The sequence below is a fragment of the Caulobacter sp. FV2ye17ST genome (genome assembly GCF_058680955.1).
This window is the reverse complement of record NZ_CM178727.1, coordinates 4,015,378-4,027,669: the sequence shown is the minus strand read 5'-3', so window position 1 is coordinate 4,027,669 and position 12,292 is coordinate 4,015,378. Positions and strand designations below refer to the sequence as shown.

13 protein-coding genes are annotated in these 12,292 nt (G+C 67.3%); 12 read left to right on the top strand and 1 reads right to left on the bottom strand.

The genetic code is table 11. The annotated features are described in order from the left end of the window. Nucleotides 1-4: 4 nt before the first annotated feature. Nucleotides 5-538 carry an inorganic diphosphatase gene (gene ppa, locus ACW17V_RS19390; protein ID WP_062142568.1) on the bottom strand — a complete coding sequence of 178 codons (534 nt, stop codon included), beginning with the start codon at nt 536-538 and terminating at the stop codon, nt 5-7. 276 nt (nt 539-814) lie between these two features. Between ppa and rimP the strand changes: the two genes are divergently transcribed. From rimP to rpsO, 12 genes are all read left to right on the top strand, one after another. Beyond that, a complete protein-coding gene (gene rimP, locus ACW17V_RS19385) occupies nt 815-1,474 on the top strand; it encodes a ribosome maturation factor RimP (protein ID WP_492106659.1) in 660 nt (219 codons plus the stop codon). A gap of 2 nt (nt 1,475-1,476) precedes the next feature. Then, nucleotides 1,477-3,165, top strand: a complete 1,689-nt coding sequence (gene nusA / locus ACW17V_RS19380; protein ID WP_492106658.1) for a transcription termination factor NusA — start codon at nt 1,477-1,479, stop codon at nt 3,163-3,165. A gap of 54 nt (nt 3,166-3,219) precedes the next feature. Beyond that, nucleotides 3,220-3,915, top strand: a complete 696-nt coding sequence (locus ACW17V_RS19375; protein WP_492106657.1) for an RNA-binding protein — start codon at nt 3,220-3,222, stop codon at nt 3,913-3,915. A gap of 197 nt (nt 3,916-4,112) precedes the next feature. Continuing rightward, a complete protein-coding gene (gene infB / locus ACW17V_RS19370; protein WP_492106656.1) occupies nt 4,113-7,205 on the top strand; it encodes a translation initiation factor IF-2 in 3,093 nt (1,030 codons plus the stop codon). Nucleotides 7,206-7,334: 129 nt separating this feature from the next. Beyond that, nucleotides 7,335-7,604: a hypothetical protein gene (locus ACW17V_RS19365; RefSeq protein ID WP_492106655.1), complete on the top strand. Its 270-nt coding sequence runs from the start codon at nt 7,335-7,337 to the stop codon at nt 7,602-7,604. 5 nt (nt 7,605-7,609) lie between these two features. Further along, entirely contained in the window at nt 7,610-8,014 is a 405-nt protein-coding gene (locus ACW17V_RS19360) for a type II toxin-antitoxin system VapC family toxin (RefSeq protein WP_492108834.1), read from the top strand. Nucleotides 8,015-8,061: 47 nt separating this feature from the next. After that, complete coding sequence (locus tag ACW17V_RS19355; protein WP_492106654.1) at nt 8,062-8,574, top strand: DUF2939 domain-containing protein; 513 nt, start codon at nt 8,062-8,064, stop codon at nt 8,572-8,574. 151 nt (nt 8,575-8,725) lie between these two features. Beyond that, nucleotides 8,726-9,271: a hypothetical protein gene (locus ACW17V_RS19350; RefSeq protein WP_492106653.1), complete on the top strand. Its 546-nt coding sequence runs from the start codon at nt 8,726-8,728 to the stop codon at nt 9,269-9,271. A 162-nt stretch (nt 9,272-9,433) separates the two neighbouring features. Next, nucleotides 9,434-10,222, top strand: coding sequence for a dienelactone hydrolase family protein (locus ACW17V_RS19345; RefSeq protein ID WP_492106652.1), 789 nt, complete (start codon nt 9,434-9,436; stop codon nt 10,220-10,222). Nucleotides 10,223-10,531: 309 nt separating this feature from the next. Beyond that, on the top strand, nt 10,532-11,029 hold the full coding sequence (rbfA, locus tag ACW17V_RS19340) for a 30S ribosome-binding factor RbfA (RefSeq protein ID WP_492106651.1): 498 nt from the start codon (nt 10,532-10,534) through the stop codon (nt 11,027-11,029). Between the two features lie 2 nt (nt 11,030-11,031). Next, a complete protein-coding gene (truB, locus tag ACW17V_RS19335; RefSeq protein ID WP_492106650.1) occupies nt 11,032-11,964 on the top strand; it encodes a tRNA pseudouridine(55) synthase TruB in 933 nt (310 codons plus the stop codon). A gap of 14 nt (nt 11,965-11,978) precedes the next feature. After that, nucleotides 11,979-12,248, top strand: coding sequence for a 30S ribosomal protein S15 (gene rpsO / locus ACW17V_RS19330; protein ID WP_012284136.1), 270 nt, complete (start codon nt 11,979-11,981; stop codon nt 12,246-12,248). Nucleotides 12,249-12,292 lie beyond the last annotated feature (44 nt).

Genomic DNA, 12,292 nt, shown 5'->3' with positions numbered 1-12,292 from the left:
CAGACTAGTAGTTGTCGTCGTGGCGCTTGATCGCCGCGCGGATGATGTCGGCGGTTTCTTCCAGATCGGCCCAGCCGGTGATCTTGGTCGACTTGCCCTTTTCCAGGTCCTTGTAGTGCTGGAAGAAGTGGGCGATCTGCTCGGTGAGGATCACCGGCAGGTCGCGCCAGCTGTTCACGCCTGTATAGAAGGGGTGCAGCTTGTCGACCGGCACGGCCAGGATCTTTTCGTCCGAGCCGGCTTCATCGACCATCATCAGCGTGCCGATCGGACGGCAGCGGATGATCGCGCCCGGCACGACCGGGGTCGGACCCACGACCATGATGTCGGCGGGGTCGCCGTCATCGGCCAGGGTGTGCGGGATGAAGCCGTAGTTGGCCGGATAGAACATCGCCGTGTGCAGGAAGCGGTCGACCATCAGGGCGCCGCTGGCCTTGTCGATCTCGTACTTCACCGGTTCGCCGCCCTGCGGGATCTCGATGACAGCGTTGAGGTCGTAGGGCGGGTTCACGCCCGTGGCGATCTTTGAGAGGTCCATTGTGACTCTTCTTTGGGGGAGAGGTCCGCGGGGAGGCGGTCCTGCGCGGCGACTGTATAGGCTACAAGTGTTGCGCTGCGAAAGAGGCCGCGCGCGCCGGCCTGTCCCGAGGCCCCGTCGCGGGGGCTTCCAACGCCTCGCCTATCGCGCTATATAGCTCCTACATCGTCCGTCAGCGCTGAGTGCGCTTTCGAGCGGCGGCCCGAAAGGCTGCCGCTTTTTCTTTGGCTGTTTGGCGCCCGCGCCTGCCGGCCCTGTTTTGAGTTGAGAAATCCGTTGCGCGGCAAGACGCAGGAAGACCGTGATCTGATCGAAATTCTCGATCCCGTGGCCGAGACCGTCGGCTTCGAGATCGTCCGTCTGCGCCTGATGGGTGGGGCCGAGACGCGTCGCCTGCAGATCATGGCCGAGCGTCCGATGCAGGCCGACGGTTCGGGCGGCGACATGAATGTCGAGGATTGCGCCAAGCTGTCGCGCGCCGTGTCCGAGATCCTGGACGCCGCCGATCCGATCAGCGGCGAATATACCCTGGAAGTCTCCAGCCCGGGCGTGGATCGCCCGCTGACGCGACTGAAGGATTTCGACGACTATGCCGGCCTGGAGGTCCGCATCGAGCTGGATCGCGTCGCCGAGGGCCGCAAGCGCTTCAAGGGCGAGCTGGCCGGCGTCGAGGACGGCCAGGTGGGCCTGAACATCGAGGGCGAGGACGACACCACCGTCTATTTCCCGTTCGAATGGCTGGTCGACGCCAAGCTGGTGCTGACCGACGCCCTGATGAAGCGGGGCGCTGAACAGCGCGCCGCCCGCGTCGCAGCCGACGGCGAAGACGCAGACGAAGATGACGTCGCCGCCGACGGTGGAGACGCTGACTCCGAAGATCTCGGCGACGACGCCGAAGACGAAGATTTTGACCTGTCCGAAAGTGAAGAGGACTGACCATGGCCATCGGCATTTCCGCCAACCGGCTCGAGCTGCTGCAGATCGCTGACGCGGTCGCGCGCGAAAAAGGCATCGAGAAGGAAGTCGTCATCGAGGCGATCGAGGACGCCCTGCAGAAGGCGGCTCGCGCCCGTTACGGCGCCGAGCACGACATCCGGGTGAAGATCGACACCAAGACCGGTGAGACCTCGCAGAAGCGCATCATCACCGTGGTCGGGGACGACCAGGAGATCGAGGGCGAAATCGGTCAGGTCCAGCTGTCGATCGCCAAGCGCACCTGGCGCGACGCCGAAATCGGCAAGGTCTATGAAGAAGACCTGCCGCCGTTCGAGATCGGCCGCGTCCAGACCCAGATGGCCCGCCAGGTCGTCATGCACAAGGTTCGCGAAGCCGAGCGCGAGCGCCAGTACGACGAGTACAAGGATCGCGCCGGCGAGATCGTCAACGGCAGCGTCAAGCGCGTCGAATACGGCAATGTCATCGTCGATCTGGGCCGTGGCGAAGGCATCATGCGCCGCGACCAGTCGATCCCGCGCGAGAACTTCAACGTCGGCGACCGCATCCGCGCCTACATCTACGACGTCCGTCGCGAGACCAAGGGCCCGCAGATCATGCTGTCGCGCGCCCACGGCGGCTTCATGGCCAAGCTGTTCGCGCAGGAAGTGCCGGAAGTCTATGACGGCGTCATCGAGATCCGCGCCGTGGCCCGCGATCCGGGTTCGCGCGCCAAGATGGCCGTGATCTCCAATGACGGTTCGATCGACCCCGTCGGCGCCTGCGTCGGCATGCGCGGTTCGCGCGTGCAGGCGGTGGTGGCCGAGCTGCAGGGCGAAAAGATCGACATCATCCAGTGGTCCGAGGACGAGGCGACCTTCATCGTCAACGCCCTGGCCCCGGCCGAGGTCTCCAAGGTCGTCATGGACGAGGAAGACGAGCGCGTCGAAGTCGTGGTGCCCGATGAGCAGCTGTCGCTGGCCATCGGCCGTCGCGGCCAGAACGTTCGCCTCGCCTCGCAGCTGACCGGCTGGCAGATCGACATCATGACGGAAAGCCAGGAGAGCGAGCGCCGTCAGAAGCAGTTCACCGAGACCACGGCCCTGTTCCAGGAAGCCCTGGACGTCGACGAGGTCATCGCCCAGCTGCTGGTCACCGAAGGCTTCGCCGCGGTGGAAGACGTGGCCTATGTCGAGCCGCACGAGATCGCGGCCATCGAAGGCTTCGACGACGAGACCGCCGACGAACTGCAGACCCGGGCCCGCGAATTCCTCGAAAAGGAAGCCGCCGCCCTGGACGCCAAGCGCGTCGCGTACGGCGTCGAGGATGCCGTGCTCGAGATCGAGGGTGTCACCCTGGCCATGGCCGTGGCCCTGGGCGAAGGCGATGTGAAGACCGTCGAGGATCTGGCCGGTCTGGTGCCCGACGACATGCGCGGCTGGTTCGAAACCAAGGACGGCGCCCGTGTTCGCGAGCCGGGTATCCTGGAAAGCTTCAACCTGTCCCCCGAAGACGCCGAAGCGCTGATCATGCGCGCCCGGATCGTCATGGGCTGGGTCGAGGCCCCGCCGGAGCCGGAATACGAAGAGATCGAGGAAGAGGTCGAGTACGCCGAGGGCGAAGCCGAGACGGACGTCGAAGCCGAGGCTGAAGCTGAAACGCCGGCCGAAGCCGTCGAAGAGACGCAGGACTAGAAAACGCTTCGGCCCTTCCGGTTTTCCGGGAGGGCCGAGGTCTTTCAGAGCCACATGAACCCAGAGCCCCAAGATCCTGTCGCTGAGATTGACGATGTCCCCGTCGATCCCAACGCCCCCAAGACCCATGCCGAGGCCCTCCGCCTTCGCAAGGACGTCGTGCTGGGCGAGGCGACCGACGAGAGCAAGCTGATCCGCTTCGTCGAAGGTCCGGGCGGGATCGTGGTGCCCGATCTGGCGCGCAAGCTGCCGGGCCGGGGGATCTGGGTCGGCGCCGACCGCGACTCCGTGACGCTGGCGGCCAAGAAGGGCCTGTTCTCGCGTTCGGCCAAGACCAAGCTGACGGCCCCCGCCGACCTGGCCAACCAGGTCGAGGCCTTGCTGGCCAAGCGGGTTCTGGACGGTCTGGGCCTTGCGCGCCGGGCCGGAAACATTATCTCGGGCTTTGAAAAGGTCGTCGCCGCGCTGAATTCCGGCAAGACGGCCTGGCTGATCGAGGCGTCCGACGGCGCCGACGACGGTCGCCGAAAGATGCTGACCGCCGTCTACAAGGCCCCGAATAATCCCCGAATCCTCGGGATGTTCACATCCGACGAATTGGGTTTGGCCTTAGGCGGCGAGAATGTGATACACACGGCGCTTCTTGCCGGGCGCGGCACTGATCGCTGGACTTTAGACGTCGAGCGGTTATCAGGCTTCCGCCCGCTACTCCCTCCGACCTGGTCGGCGAGTTGGCGCGAGGAGCCCTAGGGCCTTTCGATTGAACCGGCATGGCCGGTCTGATCGCAAGGCTCTGGATATTTGAGGTGGCGCGACCCGTCAGGGTCGGGCCCGTGAGTGAAGGGTCGGGAAACGAGCTTCCTTCGTGGGAGTACGTCCAGGCCCCTTTCTCACATGGAACGAACGGTTTTTGGCCGGGTCCTCCCGGCGGAAGTACAAGCGAGCGCATGAGCGACGAGAACGATAACGGTCGGCCCGGCACCCCTGGTGGGCGCGCGCCCATCACACTGAAGCCCCGCCAGGGCTCGGTGAGCGCCGGCGTGGTGAAGCAAAGCTTCAGCCACGGCCGCACCAAGACGGTAGTGGTCGAAACCAAGCGGACCCGTCCGCACGCCGCGCCGGCCGGTAACCTGGCCGCGCCGTCCTCGGCCGAGCGCCGTCACACCAACGAGCCGCGCCCGTCCCAGTCTTCGGGCGGTGGCGGCGGTTCGGCAGGGGGCCTCTCGCAAGACGAGATGCGCGCCCGCCAACGCGCCATCGAGGCGGCTCGCGAGAACCAGGACCGTCAGGCGACGCAACGCGCCGCCGATGACGCCCGGGCTCGCGCCGCTGAAGCCGCGGCTCGCGACGCAGCGGCCAAGGCCGCCGCGGCTGCTGCGGCCGCCAAGGCCGCCGCCGAACCGGCCCCCGCGCCGACCCCGGCGCCGGCCGCTCCGGTCGCCGCCGCTCCGGCGGCTCCGGCTCCCGTGGCCCAGGCTCCGGCGCCCGTCGCGCCGGCGGTTCCGGTCGCTGCTGCTCCGGTCGCCTCGGCGCCCGCCGCGCCGCGCGCCGAGGCTCCGCGTCCTGCTGCGGCTTCGCCCAGCCAGACCCGGACCTACGAGCCCAGCCGCGAACGTCGCGACGACCGCACGTCGACCACCACCTATCGTCCGCCTGCCGGCGAGCGCCCCCCGCAGGGTGATCGTCCGCAGGGTGACCGGCCGTTCAACCAGCGCGCCCCGCGCCAGGACGGTCCCTACAACCAGCGCGCCCCGCGTCCCGACGCGGCGCCCCGCGCCGATGCGGCCCCGCGTGGCCCGCGTCCGGAAGGCGGTTTCCGCAACGATCGTCCGCAGGGCGACCGGCCCCAGGGTGATCGTCCGCAGGGCGATCGTCCGACCCAAACTGTCCGCTATTCGGCCCTGGCTCCGCGCCCGGCGCCCGGCGCCCGTCCGGGTCCCGGTGGTCCGCCGCGCGGTCCGCGTCCCGGCGTTCCCGCGGCCGCTCCGGCGACCCCGGAAGTCCAGCGCGCCATGCGTTCGGCTCCGCGTCCCGGCGGCGAAGTCAGCCGTCGTCCCGAGGACGACGATGATCGCCGCAAGGCCGCCGCCCCCGGCAAGGCCGTGTCGCGCGCCAAGGGCGCGCCGATCCGCCGCGAAGGCCGCCTGACGATCCAGACCGTGGCCGGCGATGGAGACTCCGCCGACCGCATGCGTTCGCTGGCCTCGGTTCGCCGGGCCCGGGAACGTGAAAAGGAAAAGCGTCGCGGCGGTCCCGCCGATGTGGTGAAGGTCAGCCGCGAAGTGATCATCCCCGACGTCATCACCGTTCAGGAGCTGTCCAACCGGATGGCCGTGCGCGGCGTGGAAATCATCAAGTTCCTGATGCGTCAGGGCGTGATGCTGAAGATCAACGACGTCATCGACAATGACACCGCCGAGCTGGTGGCGACCGAATTTGGTCACACCGTGCGCCGCGTGTCGGAAGCCGACGTCGAAGAAGGCTTCATCGGCGCCGAGGACATCGACGATCACCTGGAGTCGCGGCCCCCGGTGGTCACGGTCATGGGTCACGTCGACCACGGCAAGACCAGCCTGCTGGACGCGCTGCGCAAGGCCGATGTGGCCGGCGGCGAGCACGGCGGCATCACCCAGCACATCGGCGCCTACCAGGTTCGCCTGGACGGCGGCGAGAAGATCACCTTCCTCGACACTCCCGGCCACGCCGCCTTCTCGCAGATGCGGGCGCGCGGCGCCAACATCACCGACCTGGTGATCCTGGTCGTGGCCGGCGACGACGGCGTGATGCCCCAGACCATCGAGGCCATCAAACACGCCCGCGCCGCCGAGGTGCCGATCATCGTGGCCGTCAACAAGATGGACAAGCCGGGTTCCGACTCGACGCGGGTCATCAATGAACTGCTGCAGCACGAAATCGTCGTCGAAAGCCTGGGTGGCGACACCCAGATCGTCGAGGTCTCGGCCAAGACCGGCCAGGGCCTGGACGAGCTGATCGAACGCATCACCCTGCTGGCCGAAGTGCTCGACCTGAAGGCCAACCCCGACCGCGTCGCCGACGGCGTCGTGATCGAGGCCAAGCTCGACAAGGGTCGCGGCGCGGTTTCGACCGTGCTGGTCAAGCGCGGCACGCTGAAGCGCGGCGACATCGTCGTGGCCGGGAGCCAGTTCGGCCGGGTTCGCGCCCTGCTGAACGAGCGTAACGAGCAACTGACCGAAGCCGGTCCCGCCACCCCGGTCGAGATCCTCGGCCTGGACGGCGTGCCTTCGCCTGGCGACCCCTTCGCGGTCGTCGAGAACGAGGCCCGCGCGCGCGAGCTGACCGAGTACCGCATCCGCCTGAAGCGTGAGAAGTCACTGCATCCGGTCGGCGCGGGCGCCACCAGCATGGCCGACATGATGGCCAAGCTGCAGGACAAGAAGTACCGCGAACTGCCGCTGGTCATCAAAGCCGACGTGCAGGGCTCGGCCGAAGCGATCATCGGTTCGCTGGACGCCATGTCGACCGACGAGGTCCGCGCGCGGATCATCCTGTCGGGCGCCGGCGCGATCAGCGAAAGCGACGTCATGCTGGCCAAGGGCGCCGGCGCGCCGCTCATCGGCTTCAACGTCCGGGCCTCGGCCCAGGCGCGGGCGCTGGCCGAGCGCGAAGGTGTCGAGATCCGCTACTACGCGATCATCTACGACCTGCTGGACGACATCAAAGGCGTGCTCTCGGGCATGCTGGCGCCGATCCAGCGCGAAACCTTCCTGGGCAACGCCGAAGTGCTGCAAGCCTTCGACATCTCCAAGGTCGGCAAGGTCGCCGGTTGCCGCGTCACCGAAGGTGTCGTGCGCAAGGGCGCCAAGGTCCGGATCATCCGCAACGACATCGTCGTTCTGGAACTGGGCACGCTGCAGACCCTCAAGCGCTTCAAGGACGAGGTCCCCGAGGTCCCGTCTGGCCAAGAGTGCGGCATGATGTTCGCCGGCTTCCAGGACATCAAGGTCGGCGACACCATCGAGTGCTTCACCGTCGAGGAGATCAAGCGCCAGCTCGACTAGGGCCAGCCTTGAACTTCAAAACCATCGGAAAGGCGCGGATCGCAAGGTCCGCGCCTTTTTCGTTTTTGGTCGGTGAACTCGACGGAAAAGGCGCGGCGTGGCAAGATAATCGCCTGTTGGAGCCTGGACATGAACCAGATCACGGTCGGAACATGGGGTGAGGCCATGGCCTCAGGCGGCCTGCGTGACGCGGGGCGCGCCGCGGGCCTGGTCGATGGCGAGCGGGTTGAGATCGAAGCCAAGGACGGTGACATCGTCATTCGCCGCGCCAAAAAGGTCCCGGTCAAAGGCAGTCCTGAAGCGCTGGCGGCCGTCGAGAGGTTGATCGAGAACAGCCGTGGCGTGACGCTGGGCGATGCGACGATCCGGGAACTGATCGAAGAGGGTCGGCGCGGGTGATCTTGGTGCTCGACGCCTCGATGACCATGGCGGCGATCTTTGATGACGAAAACAACTCGGCTGCCCAAGACGTTATGCGTGCGGTCGGTCGGGAAGGCGCGATCGTACCGTCCTTGTGGCGTCTCGAAACGGCCAACGTGTTGAGAAACTCGGTCAGGCGCGGTCGCTGCGACGCCGCGTTCGCGGATCGTGCTTTGCAGATCCTGTCTGATCTTCCGATAGCCATCGATGCGGAGACTGACACGCACGCCTGGGGCGCGACGGTCGAGGTTTCGCGCGCGGAAAACCTGACCCTTTATGACGCCGCCTATCTCGAACTCGCGATTCGACTGAAAGCGACCTTGGCCACTTGCGATGCCGAACTGATCGCCGCCGCCGGTCGCCGTGGCCTCGACGTTCTCACAGGCTGAAACTCACTGGACTGGAATTCGCCCAATTCCGGCGCTACGCCTTCAGCATGCGTATCAAAGCCCTTCTCGTCCTGACCGTCGCGGCCCTCTCGCTGAGCGCCTGCGCCACGGCTGACCGCTATGACGCGGCCGGCGACGTCCATGCCCTGCTGACGGCGATCCGCGACCGCGACCGGGCGGCTTTCGACGCCCGGGTCGATCGCCAGGCGCTGAAATACGAGATCGAGGCGCGGCTGATGGACGAAGCCCGCCGGCGCAAGGCCGACAACAGCCTGATGGCCATCGCCGCCGCCCTGGCCGGTCCGGCCGCCGATATCGCCGGCGAGGCCCTGATCCGGCCCGAGACCTTCCGCGCCGCCGCGAACTATTACGGCTACACGCCCGACCGCCCGCTGCCGGGCCGCATCGCCATCGCCAGCGCCCTGCGCCCGGCCGGCGACGGCCGGGTCTGCGCCGCCAAGAAGGACGGCCCCTGCCTGCTGACCTTCACCCGCGACGGCTCGGTCTGGCGGCTGAGCGGCTTTGATCCGCAAGCGGCGAACCTGCATTTCAAGCGGTAGGATCTTGGCTTCTCAAAATCCCGCTCTCCCCGGCGAAAGCCGGGGCCCAGATCGAGCCCACGAGCGCTCGCGTTGGTGGCTGGGCCTGCGGGCGCGACATACCCAAACGCTCCGGATGAATCTGGGCCCCGGCCTTCGCCGGGGAGAGCGGATGTGGGGTGTGGCTATTGCCGTGCTGGCAGCCACTCTGGCCACGACCGCCCACGCCGAGCGGCGGATGTTCTCGTACGACCCGATCTCGGCCGACGCCAAACGGCTGACCGGGGCCGGGCTGACCGTGCTGTTCGACCAGGGGCTGATGGGCGCCAAACCCATCAAGGTGCTGGCCACCGGCGTTCCGGCCCAGGGCCTGCTGATCAAGGGCAAGGATCGCGATCTCGGCCCCAAGGGGCTGGCGGGTCTCGAGGGCGTCGACGCCGATGCGGCTCTGTACGAGATCGACCCCAAGGCCGAGCAGGGCAGGGTCTATATCCGCGCCTTCTGCCCCGGCGCGACGCGCCTGTGGCTGAGCTTTAGCCGTATCGCCGTGCGCCGCGACCTCCGGATTCAGGCCCTGGGCGACGACCCCAAGGCGACCGGCCAGGCCCGGGTGTGCGGCACGCTGGATTTTTCCTGGCGCGGGGAATGGAAACTGCCGGACGGTCATCGTCCCGACCCGATGGAAGACTGGACCGACAACCTGAACGGCGTTCGCTAGGGCCGCTAAAGCTGTCATCCCGGCCGCAGCGCAGCGGAGAGCCGGGACCGCAACAGGCTCGGCGTTTCCGGCGGTCCCGGCTCGGCGCGCTTCGCGCTTGGCCGGGATGACAACGAGAAGGATGTCGGCCAAGCTCACGTCCAACGACACGGGGGTGGAACGATGACCAGCGCGCTGGACGGCTTTACGCGTTTCGAATTCGATGACGGCCGGTGGACCCGCGAGGTCTACAGGATCGGAACCGGTCCCGCCGTCATCGTCATCCACGAGATTCCCGGCCTGCATCCCGGCGTGCTGGCCTTCGCCCGCGATGTGGCGGCGGCGGGCATGACGGTCTTCTGTCCCAGCCTGTTCGGCGAGCCGGCCAAGCCCGTCAGCACCGGCTACGCCCTGGGCGTCATCGCCAAGACGCTGTGCGTGCGCCGCGAGTTCACCGCCTGGGCGACGGATCGTTCCAGCCCCATCGTCGACTGGCTGCGGTCCCTGGCCCGGCAGGTCCACAAGGAGTGTGGCGGCAAGGGCGTCGGCGCGGTGGGCATGTGCTTCACCGGCGGCTTCGCCCTGGCGATGATGACCGAGCCGTCGGTGGTGGCCCCGGTGCTGTCGCAGCCGTCCCTGCCGTTCGGCAAGAAGGGCAGGGGTTCGATCACTTGCTCAGCCGTGGAGATCGCCTGCGCCCGAACCCGTTTCGAGACCGAAGACCTGTCTATGCTGGCCCTGCGGTTTACGTCCGACAAGCTGGTGCCCGATGAGCGCTTCGAGACCCTGAAGCGTGAGTTCGGCGACCGGGTCGAGACGGTGGAGCTGGCCGACGCCGACGCGGCGCCGGGCGTTCCCATGGCCCCGCACTCGGTCCTGACCCTGCACCTGAACCGCGCCGACCCGCTGGGCCCGACCATGCAGACCCGCGACAAGGTGATCGCGTTCTTCAAGGCGCGGACTGGGGCTTAGGGGTGGATGCTCCCCGTAAAGGGTGGGCGCCGCCTGTGGAACCACAACCAAAAAGCTGTCATCCCGGACAAGCGAAGCGCAGATCCGGGACCGCCGGAAGCGCTGAGTTCAGGCGTCGGTCCCGGATCGGCGCGCTGCGCGCTTGTCCGGGATGACAGCCGTTTTTGGTCACATGCAATAGCTCTCCCCCGGAGGGGGAGGATCACCCCGCGCTGGACTTATCGCCCCCACAAGCCTAGACACCGCGCCTTGATTTTCCCCCGCGCTCCGGTGTTCGATCCGCCGGCCGGGCTGTAAGGACATCGCGCCATGAAGCGCCATACCGACAAGACTCCCAAGCCGGCCTCCACGGGCCCGTCGCAGCGCCAGCTTCGCGCGGGCGAGCTGATCCGCCACGCCCTGGTCGACATCCTGCGCCATGAAGACCTGCAGGACCCGGCCCTGATCAATGTCTCGGTGACGGTGACGGAAGTGCGGCTGACCCCGGACCTGCGCCACGCGGTCTGTTTCGTCGAGCCCCTGGGCGCCGGCATCGCGCCCAAGATCGACCGCGAGGCCTCGTCGCCGTCGCGGATCGCCGTCGAGCTGGGCAGCCCCGAGGTGGTGGTCGCGGGCCTCAACCGCGTGGCCAAGTTCCTGCGCGGCCGGCTTGGCAAGACCATCGACATGAAGTTCACGCCCGACCTGAAGTTCATCCACGACGAGAGCTTCAACTCGGCCGCCTATATGAACCGCCTGTTCGACAACCCGGTGGTGCAGCAGGACCTGCGCCGCCTGTCCGATGTGGTCGAGGACGAGGAAGACTGAGCGTGGCCCGCCGCAAGAAGGGCGATCCCGTTTCGGGCTGGCTGTGCCTGGACAAGCCCTATGACCTGACCTCGACCAGCGCTGTTTCCCGCGTCCGCCGGGCCTTCAACGCCCAGAAGGGCGGCCACGCCGGCACCCTGGATCCGCTGGCCACCGGCATCCTGCCCATCGCCCTGGGCGAGGCGACCAAGACCGTTCCGTTCCTGGTCGACGCCGACAAGGCCTATCGCTTCACCATCCAGTGGGGTCGCAACACCACCACCCTGGACCGCGAGGGCGAGACGACGGGCACGAGCGACGTGCGCCCGACCCGCGACGCGGTCGAGGCCGTGCTGGCCGAGTTCGTCGGCGAGGTCGACCAGATCCCGCCCAACTATTCGGCCATCAAGGTGGACGGCGAGCGCGCCTATGATCTGGCCCGCGACGGGGTCGAGTTCGAGCTGGCGACGCGCAAGGTGACGATCCACAGCTTGCGCGTGCTGGACGCCCCCGACGTCGACCACGTCGTGCTGGAGATGGAATGCGGCAAGGGCACCTATGTCCGCGCCGTGGTCCGCGACCTGGCCGCCCGGCTGGGAACCTGCGGCCATGTCGACCAGCTTCGCCGGACGCGGGTCGGCCAGTTCACGGAAGACGCGGCGATATCGCTGGAAACTCTCGAGAATTTGAGCTATGAGGCCCGCCTGTCGGAGGCATTGCTTCCGGTCGAGACCGCGCTGGACGACATCCCGGCGCTGGCCGTGACCGATGAAGACGCCTTCCGGCTTGCGCAAGGACGCGCCATCGTTCTGCTCCCAAGGCAGGTTGAAACGCTGAAAGCCGAGCTCACGCCCGGCGATCGAACCGTTTCCGCCATGGTGGGAGAGAGGCTGGTGGCCTTGTGCGAGATGCGCGCCGGACGGCTCAATCCGGTGCGGGTCTTTCAACTCACCTGAGCGGAGACAGCACGATGTCGATCACTGCCGAGCGCAAGACCGCTCTTATCGCCGAACACGCCCGCACCGAGGGTGACACCGGCAGCGCCGAAGTCCAGGTCGCGATCCTCTCCGAGCGCATCGCCAACCTGACCGAACACTTCAAGACCCACAAGAAGGACAACCACAGCCGTCGTGGTCTGTTGATGATGGTTTCCCAGCGTCGCAGCCTCCTCGACCACCTGAAGAAGTCCGATCTGGGCCGTTATTCGGCTCTCATCGAAAAGCTGGGTCTGCGCCGCTAGTTCTGGCGCAGTCGGCCGCCTCGCTCACGCGGGGCGGCCGAACG